12 protein-coding genes are annotated in these 16512 nt (G+C 53.2%); 5 read left to right on the forward strand and 7 right to left on the reverse strand.

Annotated features, from left to right (window positions below):
• Positions 1–193: 193 nt before the first annotated feature.
• From KHU33_RS22905 to rpmH, 6 genes are all read right to left on the reverse strand, one after another.
• Positions 194–1429, reverse strand: coding sequence for a tyrosine-type recombinase/integrase (locus KHU33_RS22905; RefSeq protein ID WP_211467246.1), 1236 nt, complete (start codon positions 1427–1429; stop codon positions 194–196).
• A 165-nt stretch (positions 1430–1594) separates the two neighbouring features.
• A complete protein-coding gene (gene mnmE, locus KHU33_RS22910; RefSeq protein WP_211467248.1) occupies positions 1595–2992 on the reverse strand; it encodes a tRNA uridine-5-carboxymethylaminomethyl(34) synthesis GTPase MnmE in 1398 nt (465 codons plus the stop codon).
• A gap of 157 nt (positions 2993–3149) precedes the next feature.
• A complete protein-coding gene (gene yidC, locus KHU33_RS22915; protein ID WP_211467250.1) occupies positions 3150–4829 on the reverse strand; it encodes a membrane protein insertase YidC in 1680 nt (559 codons plus the stop codon).
• A gap of 19 nt (positions 4830–4848) precedes the next feature.
• Positions 4849–5133, reverse strand: coding sequence for a membrane protein insertion efficiency factor YidD (yidD, locus tag KHU33_RS22920; protein ID WP_211467253.1), 285 nt, complete (start codon positions 5131–5133; stop codon positions 4849–4851).
• An 89-nt stretch (positions 5134–5222) separates the two neighbouring features.
• Positions 5223–5627 (reverse strand): ribonuclease P protein component, encoded by a 405-nt coding sequence (rnpA, locus tag KHU33_RS26580; RefSeq protein WP_329956112.1) that lies wholly within the window; start codon positions 5625–5627, stop codon positions 5223–5225.
• 28 nt (positions 5628–5655) lie between these two features.
• Positions 5656–5790, reverse strand: coding sequence for a 50S ribosomal protein L34 (rpmH, locus tag KHU33_RS22930; protein WP_061535510.1), 135 nt, complete (start codon positions 5788–5790; stop codon positions 5656–5658).
• A 436-nt stretch (positions 5791–6226) separates the two neighbouring features.
• Here rpmH and dnaA point away from each other — a divergent pair, with 436 nt between their 5' ends.
• The 5 genes from dnaA to KHU33_RS22955 all read left to right on the forward strand — a co-directional run bounded on the left by dnaA (position 6227) and on the right by KHU33_RS22955 (position 15490).
• The gene (gene dnaA / locus KHU33_RS22935) at positions 6227–7657 is read left to right on the forward strand and encodes a chromosomal replication initiator protein DnaA (RefSeq protein WP_211467257.1); all 1431 of its coding nucleotides are present in this window, start codon (positions 6227–6229) and stop codon (positions 7655–7657) included.
• A 269-nt stretch (positions 7658–7926) separates the two neighbouring features.
• Positions 7927–9033, forward strand: coding sequence for a DNA polymerase III subunit beta (gene dnaN / locus KHU33_RS22940; protein ID WP_211467259.1), 1107 nt, complete (start codon positions 7927–7929; stop codon positions 9031–9033).
• Positions 9034–9221: 188 nt separating this feature from the next.
• The gene (gyrB, locus tag KHU33_RS22945; protein WP_211467261.1) at positions 9222–11705 is read left to right on the forward strand and encodes a DNA topoisomerase (ATP-hydrolyzing) subunit B; all 2484 of its coding nucleotides are present in this window, start codon (positions 9222–9224) and stop codon (positions 11703–11705) included.
• Positions 11706–12290: 585 nt separating this feature from the next.
• A complete protein-coding gene (locus tag KHU33_RS22950) occupies positions 12291–13409 on the forward strand; it encodes a DNA cytosine methyltransferase (protein WP_211467263.1) in 1119 nt (372 codons plus the stop codon).
• A 356-nt stretch (positions 13410–13765) separates the two neighbouring features.
• The gene (locus KHU33_RS22955) at positions 13766–15490 is read left to right on the forward strand and encodes an ATP-binding protein (RefSeq protein ID WP_211467265.1); all 1725 of its coding nucleotides are present in this window, start codon (positions 13766–13768) and stop codon (positions 15488–15490) included.
• Positions 15491–15762: 272 nt separating this feature from the next.
• On the opposite strand, the gene KHU33_RS22960 is transcribed toward KHU33_RS22955, so the two are convergent.
• A partial coding sequence (locus KHU33_RS22960) for an O-methyltransferase (protein WP_211467267.1) occupies positions 15763–16512 on the reverse strand: 750 nt, incomplete at its 5' end.

Here is a 16512-nt window from a genome sequence, read left to right on the forward strand (position 1 = left end):
GTCTCAGTGTGTTTGGACTAGGAAACATTCTACGCACAGGAAATGACGCTTGTGGGCCAAAAGGCGATGCCTGACCGTTTTTCTGCATCGGAAGCGAATATATTTTTTTCTTGCTAGAAAATTATCGAGTTAACTGCCGATTAGTTGGGAATTAGTCCGGAAAAGTCATCTTGGCGCATCAAGTGCAGCAACTTCAAGCGACCTTACCAAAGTTACCGATTACCACCTTGCGGCCTCCTTCGATCTGCGCATCCACGAAATCCGCCCATAGCTGCAGGATCTTGCGGCGCTCGGCCGCGTATTCCGCGCGGTTGTACACGCCCTTGATCCCCTTGATCGAATGCGCAAGAGCTTTTTCGATGGCGTCCGATGACAAGCCCATCTCATGCAGGTGCGTCGATGCTGTGCGGCGAAAGTCGTGGATGACAAAATGCTGCACATCGGAATTCATGGCCTTCACGGCGGCGTTGAGAGTTGATTTGGCGATGGGTCGATCATCACCGTAGCCGCGGCGCATTGGCAGTACGTAGCGGGCACTGTGCGACATCTCCCGCAACTCGGTGAAGAGCGCTACAGCTTGGCTAGATAGATGCACCCAATGCTCGCGATCTTTCTTCATCCGCTCGGCAGGGATGCGCCAGATGCCGGCGTCGAAATCAAATTCGGACCATTCAGCCTCGATCAGTTCGGATTTACGGACCATCGTGATGACCAGGAGGTGCAACGCCAACTTTGATGGCCGCGCCATGTTAGATGCATACACGGTGCGCAACACGCTACCGATCTCGTCTGGCGTGAGAACCCGGGTACGACTTTGAGGCGTTGCGATAAATCGCGCCACCAGCTGCTGTGCCGGGTTGATGGTGGCAAGCTGTCTCGATACCGCGTATTCATACATGCGCTTGATGACGTTGCGGGTGACGAGCGCAGATTGTGGCGACCCGCGACCCTTGATCCGGTCGCAGATGGCCAGCACGTCACCCGCTGTGACGTCCGACAGCGCCTTGTTGCCGATGGCGGGAAATATGTCCTTATCGAGCTGGCGCCGGGTGGTATTGCGGTAGGACTCTGATTTGCTCGCTATCTCTGCTTGATACCAGTAGTCGGCAAATTCCCGTACCGAGTTGAGAGTCTTGGCTGCGCCCCGGTCTTTCTTGGCGTCAGCGATCGGCGAAATACCAGCGGCCACAACTTCGGCGTAACGCCGGCGTCGCTCGCGTGCATCCTGCAGACCGACCGCTGGATAGTCGCCGATAGTGACGACGGGTTGCTGGTCGCCATGGAGTGTATACCGGTACCTCCAGATCTTCGCGCCCGATGTCATGATCTCGAGCGTCAAGCCCGCACCGTCCGACACGGAATAGCGCTTGGCTTTCGGTTTCAAGGCCTTGATGCGGGTGTCGTTAAGGGGTACAGCGGCTTTTGGCATTTTAAGTACACAGTCCAGAATGTAGCGAGGTTTGTGTACTTAAGTGTGTACTTAAAACCCCTGGATGTCAATGGACGACATGGGATGATGCGAGACGATAAATCTATATTTCATGCGGGTTTTAAGGTAATTCGCGGACGTCGTTGGACGTTGCTGGATGACTACTTATTTTCCGATACAAAACCGCGAAAAAATCACCCCCAGCAAATCATCCGGCGTGAACGCCCCGGTAATGCTGCTGAGCCGGTCCTGCGCCAGCCGCAATTCTTCCGCAAACAGATCAAGCGACTGATCGTTGACACGGTTGTCGATGGCTGCGTGCTGGTCGGCGATTTCCAGGTGGTCGCGGGCCGCCTTGAGGGCGATCAGATGGCGTTCGCGCGCTAGGTAGCGTGATTCGCCGGTTTGCTGCCAGCCGGCGATGCGCAGCAGTTCTGCGCGCAGCAGGTCGATGCCGAGATGGTCGGTGGCCGACAGGTAAATGTGGGTGGCGTCGTTCATCACATCGACCGCCGGTTTGTGGCCGGACTGGTCGATCTTGTTCCAGATGCGGATCACCGGCGCGCTGCTCGGGAAACGGGCGACGATTTTTTCATCGGCCAGCGCCGGGCCGTGGTTGGCGTCCAGCATGTGCAGGATCACGTCGGCCTTGGCTACCGCCGCCCAGGTGCGTTCGATGCCGATCCGTTCTACCTCGTCGCTGGCGTCTTCGGCGTCGCGGATGCCGGCGGTGTCGATGATGTTGAGCGGAATGCCTTCCAGCTGGATGGTTTCGGTCACCTTGTCGCGGGTGGTGCCGGCGATCGGCGTGACGATGGCGACATCGGCTCCGGCCAGCACATTCAACAAGGACGATTTGCCGACATTCGGCTGGCCCGCCAGCACGATGTTCAAGCCGTCGCGCAGCAAAGCGCCTTGCGCGGCCTGGCTGAACACATTATCCAGCGTGCTGCGGATAGTCGCCAGCTGGCCGCGGGCATCGGACTTTTCCAGGAAATCGATTTCCTCTTCCGGGAAATCGAGCGTGGCTTCAACCAGCATGCGCAGATTGGTGACCTGCTCCACCAGCGCGTGGATCACTTTGGAAAACGCGCCGGACAACGATTCCGAAGCCGATTTGGCGGCTGCCTCGGTGGACGCTTCGATCAAATCCGCCACCGCTTCGGCCTGGGCCAGATCCAGCTTGTCGTTGATAAACGCGCGCTGGGTGAATTCACCCGGTTCCGCCATCCGCAGGCCGATATCCTGGCCGGCCGCCAGGCAGCGGCTCAGGAGCATTTGCAATACCACCGGGCCGCCATGGCCTTGCAGCTCCAGCACGTCTTCGCCGGTGTAGGAATGCGGCGCCTTGAAATAGATCGCCAGACCCTGGTCGATGACGCTGCCGTCGGCGTTCTTGAAAGGCAGGTAAGTGGCGTGGCGCGGGATCAGCTTGCTTTCGGCGATGCCGCAAACGGCTTCGATCAGCGCGCCCAGATGTTTGCCCGAAATACGGACTACGCCGATGCCGCCGCGTCCTGGTGCGGTGGCAATCGCGGCGATGGGAGAAGAATCGAAAGACATGGAATTATTCTACGAGGGTTGTTGGATAATAGAAACAGCAGCAAGCAGCCGGCCACAAAAAAGCCCGTGAATTTTTGATTCACGGGCCTTTTTACGACAATCCGCAGTTACTCGCAGTTGCTGATTCTTACCTGATTTTTACCTGATTCTTACCGATTTAAGCCTTGGCCGGACCTGTACCGATCTTGCGGGTAATCACCCATTGCTGCGCAATCGACAGCACGTTGTTGGTGACCCAGTACAGCACCAGACCGGACGGGAAGAAGAAGAACATGACCGAGAAAATCAGCGGCATGAACATCATCACCTTGGCTTGCATCGGATCCGGCGGCGTCGGATTCAGCTTGGTCTGAATGAACATCGAAATGGCCATCACCACCGGCAGGATGTAGAACGGATCCGGCGCTGCCAGATCGTGGATCCAGCCCAGCCACGGCGCGTTACGGATTTCCACGCTGGCCAGCAACACCCAGTACAGCGAGATGAACACCGGAATCTGCACCACGATCGGCAGGCAGCCGCCGAGCGGGTTGATCTTCTCGGTCTTGTACAGCTCCATCATGGCCTGGTTCATCTTTTGCGGGTCGGATTTGAAGCGCTCGCGAATCGCCGTCATCTTCGGCGTCACCAGTTTCATCTTGGCCATGCTGCGGTAGCTGGCGGCCGACAATGGGAAGAACGCCAGTTTGATCAGCACGGTCAGGGCGATGATGGTCCAGCCCCAGTTGCCGAGGACTTTGTGGATCTGCGTCATGAGCCAGAAAATCGGCTTGGCGATGATCGTCAGCCAGCCGTAATCCTTGACCAGTTCCAGGCCAGGCGCGATGGCTTCCAGGTCTGCCTGCACTTCCGGACCGGAGTACAGACGCGCATCCATGCTTACGCTGGCGCCCGGTGCAATCGTGCCCAACGGCAGGATATTGCCGACTGCATACAGGTTGGTAGCGATCTTCTTGGTGAAAATTTCACGCGGCGCCTTGTCTTGCGGAATGAAGGCCGAGACAAAGTAATGCTGGATCAAGGCAAACCAGCCATCGTCAGCCTTGGTGGCGTGGTCAGCCTTGCCGCCTTCGATCTTGTCGAACGCAAATTTCTGGAATTTGCTGCCCTCGGTATACACCGAAGCGCCGGTGAAGGTGTGCACAAAACGCTGCTCGCCTTCAGGCGCATTGCCGTCGCGCACCAGTTGCAAGTACAGCGATGGCGAGATTGGCGCGCCGCTGTCGTTGGTCACCGTGTGCTTGACGTCGATCGAATAGTCGCCGCGCTTGAAGGTATAAGTCTTGGTCAGCTTGACGCCGCCTTCGGTCGATTCCAGCACCAGTTGCAGCTGCTTGCCATTGTCCAAGGTGCGCGCACCAGGCAAGGCCGTGAAAGGCGATTTGTGGTTAGGGAAAGGGCCGCCGATCAGGCCGGTTTCAGCCAGATAGGTACGGGTCGCGCTGGAGTCGAACAACACCAGGTTCTTGGTCGGATCGACCGTGTCCTTGTGCTTCAGCAGTTCCAGGCGCTTCAGTTCACCGCCGACGGTATCGATGTCAGCTTTGAAGACATCGGTAGTGACGGTGATGATTTCGCCCTTGGCTTCAGCCGCGTTGGCAGGCACGGCGCTAGCCGATGCGGCAGCAGGAGTGCCGGCAACCGCCGAAGCTTGCGGCACCGCAGTGCCGGCGCCGGCTGATGCTGCAGCGCCGGCAGGGCCGGTTGCCGCTGGCGCAGTCGGGTTGGCGCTTGGGAAGAACAGCGACGGCTGGCCGTTATGGCGTTGCCACTGGTCCCAAAGGAACAGCAGCGAGACCGAAAATACAACCCACAGGACGGTACGTTTGATATCCATAAGAGTATTTATCTATGATTCAGGAATGGCTGCAACCGCACGATCGGGAGGCCGATGCGGGTGTGGCTGCAGATGGAGATGATGATGACGGATGCGGCGGCACCGGATCGAGTCCGCCTTCATGCCAGGGATGGCATTTGCACAGGCGACGTCCGGCCAGCATGCTGCCCTTCAAGGCGCCATGCGTGCGGATAGCTTCGGCTGCGTAATCGGAGCAGCTGGGATAAAAACGGCAATTCTGTCCCAGAAACGGGCTGATGCCCAGTTTGTAGAGGCGCAACAGGAACAGTAGAGGCATTTTCATGACAGCTTTTTCCCTTCTTCTTCCAGTCCGGCGCACAGGTGCATGTATAGCCGGGTTGGAACAATACAAGCCGTGAACACAAGCCGGAACTACGTGCCAGCCGCCAGACGTTGCGACGCGAACAGTTGCTTCAGTTCGCCCTGCAGCTCTCGCTTCAAGCGCGCGGTGGTAGCCGGGCCTGCCTTGGTGTTTACCGGTTTCGATAAACGCACAACGCAGTCGATTGGCGGCAATGGTGTCAGACGAAACAACTCTCGCGTAACGCGTTTGACGGTGTTACGCGTAACAGCGCGCGGCGCCAGCCGCTTTGCCGCCACGACGCCCAGACGGGCGTGCGGCAGCGCATTGCGGCGGGTATACAACACGAAATGCGCCGTTCTATAGACAGGGCGCAAACGAAAAACGGATGAAAACTCATCCGTTTTAACGATGCGCCGGTCACGTGAGAAATCCTGGACGCTGTTCTGGGAACGGTCGCCGAGTTTATCTGTCACGCAAGCAACGCTTTTGCGTCCGGCTTGATTAAGCTGCCAGACGTTTGCGGCCTTTAGCGCGACGTGCATTGAGCACAGCGCGGCCACCGCGGGTTGCCATACGGGCGCGGAAGCCGTGAGTACGCTTACGGCGCACGACGGAAGGTTGGTAAGTACGTTTCATGTTGGTCTCGCTAATCAGCAAAAATAAATCGGATCTTCACACTCAGAGCGCTGGGTTCTTACCCTTTCGCCATTCGATCTGGACCAGGCTGCCAAGGCGTCGGACAACGAAACCGGGGCAGGCACAGAGAGCAGTCAACGCGCAAATTGGCAATTCAGCGGACAGTGAACCTTGAATTAGAACGCATTTTCTGCTTGTTTGTCAATCACTTAGCAGCCTTTTCCACAAGAGCTTTTCCGGCTGACGGCCAGCAATATTTGACCGTGCCTGTGGATAACTTGCGCCGGCAAGGGTAGAATAGCGACTTATGTGTGGCACGCCCGCCAGTTAAGCATTGCGCAGTATTGTTGTATTCATTACTGAATCAGCGTGCAATAAAAACACCAAGCCAGGGCGTAAAGAACCTCATCCCGCACACTTTCACTTAGAACGATTCATGGAAAATTTCTGGCAGAGCTGCTCTACCCAGTTGGAGCAGGAATTGACGCCTCAACAATTTAGCGCGTGGATAAAACCGCTGGCGCCACTCGATTACGAGGACGGACGATTGCGCATAGCTGCGCCGAATCGCTTTAAGCTGGACTGGGTAAAAACGCAGTTTGCCAGCCGCATCACAACCCTGGCGCACCAATATTGGGAAGCGCCGATCGAAGTGGTGTTCGTGCTCGATCCGCGCAAGTCGGCGCCGGCGCCGGCCAGTTCCAGCATGCCGGTTGCTGCCAATAATAATAGCGAGCAGTCGGGCGCCCAGTCATCCGCTGCCAGCGGCGGCAATTATGGCAACAGCAACTTCGAGCGCCTGCCGGAAGTGCAGACCGAGAACAGCGCGGTCAGCGCCAGGCGCGATCAGTCGCGCATCAACACCGCCCTGAGTTTTGACAGTTTCGTGACCGGTAAAGCGAATCAACTGGCAAGAGCGGCAGCGATCCAGGTGGCGAATAATCCCGGCGTTTCCTACAACCCGCTGTTCCTGTATGGCGGCGTCGGCCTCGGCAAAACCCATCTGATCCACGCCATCGGCAACCAGCTACTGGCTGACAATCCAAATTCCAAGATCCGCTACATCCACGCAGAACAATACGTTCGCGACGTAGTGACTGCTTACCAACGCAAAGGTTTTGACGATTTCAAACGTTATTACCACTCGCTTGATCTGCTGCTGATCGACGATATCCAGTTCTTCGGCGGCAAGAGCCGTACCCAGGAAGAATTCTTCTACGCATTCGAAGCATTGATTGCAGCCAAGAAACAAATCATCATCACCAGCGATACCTATCCGAAAGAAATCACCGGCATGGATGACCGCCTGATTTCGCGTTTCGACTCCGGCCTGACGGTGGCCATCGAGCCGCCGGAACTGGAAATGCGGGTGGCTATTCTGCTCAAAAAAGCAGCATCGGAAGGCGTCACCTTCTCCGACGATGTCGCGTTTTTTGTTGCCAAACATCTACGTTCCAACGTCCGTGAGCTCGAAGGCGCACTGCGCAAGATTCTTGCTTACTCACGTTTCCATGGCAAAGATATCAGCATCGATGTTGTCAAAGATGCACTGAAAGATTTGCTGTCGGTACAGAACCGCCAGATCTCCGTCGAGAACATCCAGAAAACCGTGGCTGACTTTTTCAACATCAAAGTTGCCGATATGTACTCGAAAAAGCGGCCGGCCAATATCGCCCGTCCGCGCCAGATTGCAATGTACCTGGCCAAGGAACTGACCCAGAAGAGTTTGCCGGAAATCGGCGAATTGTTCGGTGGCCGCGATCACACCACGGTCTTGCACGCAGTCCGCAAGATCGCCGGTGACCGCACCAAGAATCCGGAATGCAACCATGAGTTGCACGTGTTGGAACAAACCCTCAAGGGTTGATTGCGCGATTGTGCACTCTGCCTGCAATCCTGTGGATAAGTTTTGATGAGGCAATTTTTGAAGCAGCGCGCAAGTGTGGTTTTTTTGCTGGTTTGCCAGATTAAAGATACTTGAAAGAAACTGTAAAAAAACCTGAAACCTGCGCAGATTTACGCGCTTTGTGAGTCGCAGAGGGTCGAATTAAGTTACATTTACAGACTGCTTAGAAGTATTCAATGAGCAATCTAGCTGGCAGCAATATTTGATTTTTAAATAACAAGGATATAGCTATGCAATTGGTCAAAACCAACCGAGATACCCTTCTCCGGCCACTGCAGATCGTGAGCGGTATTGTCGAGCGTCGGCACACATTGCCGATTCTGGCCAATATCCTCATTCGCAAAGATGGCGAAAAGGTCTCTTTCCTGTCGACCGATATCGAAGTGCAAATCACCACCAACGCCCAGGTCGGCAGCGGTAGCGAAGTTGCCGCGACGACCGTCGCAGCACGTAAGCTGCTGGACATTCTGCGCGCCCTGCCGGACACCGGCGAAGTCTCGCTGACCCTCAGTAACAAACGCATGACTGTGCAGTCCGGCAAATCGCGTTTTGCATTGCAAACGCTGGCCGCCGAAGAGTTTCCAACGGTAGCCCAGGCAGACCATTACAACGCCACCGTCACCCTGCCGCAAAAGACCCTCAAGCACCTGTTCAACATGGTCCATTTTTCGATGGCCCAGCAAGACATCCGCTATTACCTGAACGGCCTGCTGCTGGTGCTCGACGGTAAAAACGTGATAGCCGTCGCCACCGACGGCCACCGCCTGGCGTTTTGCCAGGTCGCCACCGAGCAGGAATTTGCGCGCCAGGAAGTCATCATCCCGCGCAAGACCATCATCGAGTTGCAACGCCTGCTGGAAGAAACCGACGAACCGGTCCAGCTCGAAATCGCCAACAACCAGGTCAAGCTGTCGTTCGCCGATATCGAACTGATCTCCAAGCTGGTAGAAGGCAAGTTCCCCGACTACACCCGCGTCGTCCCCAAGGGCTACAAGAACGATTTCACCATCAGCCGCGACCAGTTGCTGCGCTCCCTGCAACGCGCCGCCATCATGACCAGCGACAAGTTCAAAGGCGTGCGCTGGGTAGTCACCCCAGGCAGCCTGAAAATCAGCTCCACCAACGCCGATCAGGAAGAAGCGATTGAAGAACTCGAAATCGATTACGGCGGCGATAGCGTCGACATCGGCTTCAACGTCACCTACCTGCTCGACGTCCTCAACAACCTGAAGGGCGACAACGTCAACATCGCCCTCGGCGATGCAAATTCCTCGGCCCTGATCACCGTGCCGGAAAACGCTGACTTCAAATATGTCGTCATGCCAATGCGTATTTAACCAAGTAGTTTGGTCGGTTATTTATGTCATCCCCGCGAACGCGGGGATCCATTTTATTGACTAAGCAACCGACACAAAAATAGATTCCCGCGTTCGCGGGAATGACGCAGCGATATTTGCCTGATCGTCTCGAAGTACCTAGTGTCCCGAATGTAGTAATTCCGAAGTAAGTTTTTCAGAAGGTAGCCATGTCATCAGCCGCTCAAGACAACACCAATCAGCCGCAACCTAATGCATACGGAGCGTCCTCGATCCAAATTCTCGAAGGCCTGGAAGCGGTACGCAAACGCCCCGGGATGTACATCGGCGACACCTCTGACGGCACCGGCCTGCACCACCTGGTATTCGAAGTGCTGGACAATTCCATCGACGAATCGCTGGCCGGCCACTGCACCGAAATCCACGTCACCATCCATTCCGACAACTCGATCTCGATCACCGACAACGGCCGCGGCGTGCCAACCGGCATCAAGTTCGACGACAAGCACGAGCCAAAGCGCAGCGCAGCCGAAATCGTCATGACCGAGCTCCACGCCGGCGGCAAGTTCGACCAGAACTCCTACAAGGTTTCCGGCGGCTTGCACGGCGTTGGCGTGTCTTGCGTCAACGGCCTGTCCAAACTGCTCAAGCTGACCATCCGCCGCGACGGCAAAGTGCATTTCATGGAATTCGTGCGCGGCGTACCGCAAAACCGCGAAACCGAAATGCAAGACGGCGTACTCGTCTCCCCCATCAAAGTCATCGGCGATACCGACAAGCGCGGCACCGAAGTCCACTTCTGGGCCGACGAAGAAATCTTCACGCACGTAGAATTCCACTACGAAATCCTGGCCAAGCGCATCCGCGAACTGTCCTTCCTCAACAACGGCGTGCACATCAAGCTCACCGACCAGCGCACCGGCAAGGAAGAAAGCTTCGCCTTCGAAGGCGGCACCCGCGGCTTCGTCGAATACATCAACAAAGCCAAGAGCGTCCTGCACCCGACCATTTTCCAGGCCACCGGAGAAAAAGACGGTGTCAGCGTCGACGTCTCCATGCAATGGAACGACGCCTACAACGAACAAGTCCTCTGCTTCACCAACAACATCCCGCAACGCGACGGCGGCACCCACCTCACCGGCCTGCGCGCCGCCATGACGCGGGTGCTCAACAAGTACATCGAAGAACATGACTTTGCCAAGAAAGCCAAGGTAGAAACCAGCGGCGACGACATGCGCGAAGGCCTCACCTGCGTCTTGTCCGTAAAAGTGCCAGAGCCGAAATTCAGCTCGCAAACCAAAGACAAGCTGGTCTCCAGCGAAGTGCGCCTGCCGGTAGAAGAAATCGTCGCCAAGACCCTTAACGACTATCTGCAAGAACGCCCAAACGACGCCAAGATCATCTGCGGCAAAATCGTCGAAGCCGCCCGCGCCCGCGACGCCGCCCGCAAAGCGCGCGAACTGACGCGCCGCAAAGGCGTCATGGACGGCCTCGGCCTCTCCTCCACACTGGCCGACTGCCAGGAAAAAGACCCAGCCCTGTGCGAACTCTACATCGTCGAGGGTGACTCAGCCGGCGGCTCCGCCAAGCAAGGCCGCGACCGCAAGTTCCAGGCCATCCTGCCGTTGCGCGGTAAAGTGCTCAACGTCGAAAAAGCCCGCTTCGAAAAAATGCTGTCGTCCGAGCAGATCACCACCCTGATCGCCACCCTCGGCACCAGCATCGGCGCCGATGAATTCAACGCCGACAAACTGCGCTACCACCGCATCATCATCATGACCGATGCGGACGTTGACGGCGCCCACATCCGCACCCTGCTGCTGACCCTGTTCTACCGCCAGATGCCGCAACTGGTAGAGCGCGGCCACATCTACATCGCCCAGCCGCCGCTGTACAAGGTCAAGCACGGCAAAGACGAGCGCTACCTGAAGGACGACGCCGAAGAAGTCTCCTACATGATGCAAGTAGCCCTGAACGACGCCGCCCTGGTGCCAAGCGAAGGCGCGCTGCCCATCAGCGGCCCGGCCCTGGCCGAACTGGTACGCCAGTACAACACCGCCAACGCCATCATCACCCGCTTAACACGTGCGATAGACGGCGCCGCCCTCACCTCCATCATGACCGGCGTCACCCTCAAGCTCGATACGCTGGAAGACGCCAAAGCATCCGCAATAGCGCTGGAAGCATCGATCAACGAGCCATCGGTCCACGTCGTCGTCAAATCCGACGAACTCTCCGACAAGCACGCCCTGCGCATCCAGCGCCGCTACCACGGCAACATCAAAACCAGCGCCATCGACAGCGATTTCGTCGCCAGCCCGGATTACCAGGTCCTGACCAACGCCGCAGCAACCTTCAAGGGTTTGATCGGTTCAGGCGCATTGATCCGCCGCGGCGCCGGTGAAAAAGTAAAAGAATCAGCCATCATCGATTTCCACCAAGCCATGGCCTGGCTGCGCGACGAAGCAGAACGCGGCGTCAGCAAGCAGCGCTATAAAGGTCTGGGAGAAATGAACCCGTCGCAACTGTGGGAAACCACGATGGATCCGACAGTGCGCCGTTTGTTGAAGGTGCAGATTGAGGATGCTATTGCTGCGGATCAGATCTTTATGACCTTGATGGGGGATGATGTTGAACCTCGGCGGGCGTTTATTGAGTTGAATGCGCTGCAGGCTGGGAATATTGATGTTTGATTTTGTTGTTTAGGGTCTTATGGCAAGCAAAAATTAAATCTCAAAGCTTGCGAAAATTCTCTATTCGAATTTCAAATGATCTTAAGCAAATTTTTCATTGCTATAAAAAACGCCTTGATTCACATCAAGGCGTTTTTTAATGGCTAGTTGAAACGGCATGCTCGCGGTTATAGAAGTTGAACACGATGGGAAAAAATATGAAGCAGAATGTGTCATAGAGAACTGTGGGCTTTATGGCGATACTGGCTACAAGAGGTGCTAACAGCGCTCAGCTAGGAAACATGAACAGGCGTCGGTCAAAATATTGCTGAGATATCTTATCCGCGAAGGCTTGCGAATTCTGCCAATTAAAGTGTTCAAGAAAGGGGCTCAATGAAAAGAGAGCTCATAAGGGGAGCTCTCGTAACAATGCAGTCCAATCATGTAGTGCCCAAGACCTGATTCTCGATCTCCCTGGGATGGGCATCAATTTCAGCCGAGAATGGAGCCCAAAAGCATGTGATATTTGTGATATGGGTAAAATCTCCGGTCATAATTTTTTGCAATTCGATTATTATTGCGGCATGTATAATAAATCGCTTCGTCATGCCAAAAATAATTGACTTATTCGCCGGCGCCGGTGGACTCAGTTTGGGGGCAGCGAGAGCTGGCTTCGACATTGCAGCAGCTGTCGAACTTGATCCTTTTGCGGTTGCCACTCATATCAAGAATTTTCCGAATTCTATCCATCTTGCCCAAGATGTATCTACGCTATCCGGCAACGAACTCCTCCAATTAGCCAAAATACCTGATGGGGGCCTTGACGGTCTTGTGGGCGGCCCTCCATGCCAAGGATTTAGCACAATGGGGAGAAGAGACGTTGCCGATTTGCGGAATAATCTATTCGATCATTTTTTCCGACTGGTAGCTGAGACCCGCCCCGCATTTTTTCTAGCGGAAAATGTACCCGGTATTCTTGACCCTCAATATGATGAAATTCGCGATCATGCCCTGGCGCATATAGATCGAAATACATACAATATGCTCCCACCGATCGAGGTAAAGGCTAGTCGCTACGGGGCACCTACTGTACGAACACGTTTCTTTTTCTTTGGTTACGATCCCAACCGTTTTAATGGTGAATTTAACGTTGGGCATTTCGAGCCGTTGCCCAACATCGCTCCTATTGTCGTAGAAACGGCATTAACTGGATTACCTAACCGTATCGACTGTAGATGGATTTCGGAAGAAGCCGGATGGCGAAGTATTGAAGACGTAGGGGACGGTTATTTTTTTGATCGTGTTACAAACTCTGTTCCCGAAGGAATTGGTGACCTCGCCTCACTGGAGCGTTATTTCGGATACGGTAAGGTTTCCGGATGTATGGGTACACGTCACAGCGACGAAGTGAGAGAGCGTTACGCGGCCCTTGAATACGGCGCTGTCGACAAAATTTCGAAATCCGTAAGATTAAATCCCGCCGGATTCTGCCCTACGCTTCGTGCTGGTACGGGAAAGGACAAAGGAAGTTATCAAGCGGTAAGACCGATCCATCATAGAAGCGCTAGAGTAATTACCCCTCGAGAAGCCGCTCGTCTACAGGGATTTCCGGATTGGTTCGTGTTTCATCGGACTAAATGGCATAGCTTTAGACAGATCGGCAATAGCGTTAGCCCCATTGTTTCTGAAATTATGTTTCAGACAATCGCAAACCAACTACGCTAAGGAGTTTGAAGTTATGTGCTTCGTTGCTTACTCGTTTACGCAGGAATTTTGGATTGAGCGGTTTGCATATCGAATTTAATCACAGCATGGGTCGAAATCCAGTATCTTCAGCGCTGGATTTTCTCAACTTGGTCAGCCCCACAATTAGTCATTTCCCCCCACATACGCAAGCAAGTTACTGCCATAAAAGAGCGTCTGTCAGGTACGTTCTTGGCACTATCTGATGGTTGAGTTCGCTAACAATCGAATGAGGTTCAATTCTTTATAGATCGAACGCTGTTTTTATCTCAAAGTATCGTGTATGTTTCGACATGTAATGTCCGTAAGTCAACATGCAAACATATGGGGTGCTGGTAATGGCAAAAAGAATTGGCAAATCGTTTAGGGTAGATACTAAGCCAAGCAAAAAAGTTGTCGTCGACAGCCTGACACGCGACATCAGTGTAGATGCATGTATTTTCGACTTGATAGACAATTCAATCGACGCTGCTCGCGATACGATTTACCTCGACCAAGAAATCGAGAGCGGGTTTGAGCAATTACCGGAATCTTTTGATGGATATAAAATCGAAATCACTCTTGGCGGCGAAGGTTTTTCCATCGCCGACAATTGCGGCGGGATCCCGGTTGATAAGCTAAGGGAAATGGTGTTGCGGTTTGGCGAGCGCTCCTCCCACAAGATGGGAATCGGGGTATTTGGGTTAGGGCTGAATCGCGCATTATTCAAACTTGGGCGAGTTAGTCACCTGAAGACGGACACAGGACTCCAACGCGCGGAGCTTGTTCTAAATACCGATAAATATTTGGGATCCAAAGATTGGAATTTACCAGCTGAGGAATTTCCGACTAGCGGACAAATTGGGACTGTTATTGAAATACTGCAGCTTCCAAGTGATATTGCCAGACGGTTCGGCGATCCTAGTGAAATCGAGACACTACGTCACGATATCGGACGAAGATATGGTCGGTTCATAGCAAGTGCATTGAAAATATCAATCAATGGAACTGCGATCAATAATGAAGAAGTAGGGATTCGAGAAAATGGTCCGTTCGAAATTAAGCGTAAATCTTATAAAACAACTGATGGCGTTTCAATCAACATAGAATGTGGCCAACACCGCGACCATCGGTTTACTGCAGAGCCAGATTACAACTCAGATAGAAATCTCCCTCTCACCAAGCAATATGGTTGGACGATCCTTTGTAATGATCGCGCAATTGTTGTCTCGGACAAAACGCCGAAGACTGGTTGGGATGGAAAATTCCACACGGAATTTTACGGTTTTGTCGGCCTTGTTCGCTTCGTAGGGCCGGAATCCGACAAACTTCCTTGGGCTACCACGAAGATAGATGTCGACCTCAACAATAACGCGTATCAAATGGCCTTGGAAGATATGCGGCAATTCGCCGAAATTTGGCGAAAAAACGCCAACAAAGCCAAAGCGACGAAGCGCAAAAATGAAGTACTGACTCCGATTCCTGGATTGCCATCGCAGTCGCAGAATTCAGAAACAAAAAAAAATGAAGATGTAGCGAACGGGAAAAAGACGAAAGGTGCAAAGGTAGATGCGCCCAAATATATTACGAAGATCGATCATAATCAGTTTCGTACTATTTTACCGCTCGATGTAGACGAGAAATATTGCTATGACAAGCATCTTGCGTTGGTTCACGAAGCAAAGAATTTAGATTTGGGTGAACTCACATATGCGGGTTTAGTGCTGATTCGAATGCTCTTCGAAGCCACCGTCGCTACTCATCTGGCTCGACATGGAAAGTACGACGCATTCAGGCAAGAAGTGTTGGACAAACGCCGTCAAGAGGGGTTGATTAAGAATGCTCAAGATGAAAAAAACATGAATCCAACAATGGATGAAGCAAGTGTTTATCTAGTAAACAATCCTAGTATCCTGGGTACGGCGAAAAGGAATCACTTGAAACATAGCTTGGGAAGAATGAAGGAGCATAAGAAAATTCTCAATAGCGCAGCCCACAATCCGTATCAACCAATCAATCGCTCGGAGGCATTTCAAATTCGTGACGAAGTTCTGCCGATTCTGCGGCATCTGATAGAAACTTGAATAGACCACTGGTTGAAATCTTGTATGCGAGCTGCATTGATTGTTTCAGCCGTCAGCATCGCTGAGCTTCTGGGGGATGCGTGTTAGGGTTAGTCGATTTCATGAGCTCTAGGCACCAATAGGCGTCCATTGCAATGGGCGAACGGATCACATTGGCGGATTAAGCAAAAGCAGCAGCAGCAGCTGCTGCTGCTGCTTTTGGGTCTAGTTCAATTCAGTTATCTCACCATCTGATAAACGTCAGTTAAACAGGCCGCGATCTACGTAAATAGTTACAACGCGACTCGATGAAAACTCGGATAGTAGCGATAAAATTTTTTGTAATTCTCAATTATTATCAAGGACTTTTGCGTACTCGGATCGAATTGAAACTTCAATTTTTTGTGAATTTCTTTGCTTGATTTCCGAGGTAATAATTGGTCGATAAATATTTTCTCGCGGGCTGTTAATGCCGGAACCATGATCTCATGGTAACTTCCCCAATGCGGAGTTGCCAATTTCCATTTTTTTATCTGAGTCTCTCGGAAAAATGCCGATCTCTCATTTCTAGACAAGATAATTCCTGCCAAAGTAAGCATTTGATGGCTGGAATCGGAGTAAGCGTACGAAGTTAGCGGCTGAAAATACATATTTTCTCTTCGGCGTCCTTCTAAAGCTTGGTTTGCGGCAAATTCCAGAGCTCTAATAAGAATCCGAGGTAGACCGTCGCCCGTCATTTGATCAGCCAAAACGTCTTGTGGCATAAAGTCGCCCAGGCGATGTACCAATTTTTCCAATCGTTTTCCGTTAATGAAATCCTTGGTCTCCCTTTGACCATTGGCGTCTTTTTGGCCAGAGGTATATAGAGACTGAGGGTTGGCGTTCAATGTGATTTTCAAAATATCATGGGGAAGTAGTTTAGATAGCAATGTCTGAAATTGCTGTATTTGTTCCCTTGTTTTGTTAGGATCTGCAAAATCCAGCCAAATGATCGAGTTGGCGGACGCTTGATATTCGTCAACGAACTCTGAGCTATCTTTTTG

The organism is Collimonas silvisoli (genome assembly GCF_018305005.1).
Lineage (GTDB): Bacteria > Pseudomonadota > Gammaproteobacteria > Burkholderiales > Burkholderiaceae_D > Collimonas > Collimonas silvisoli.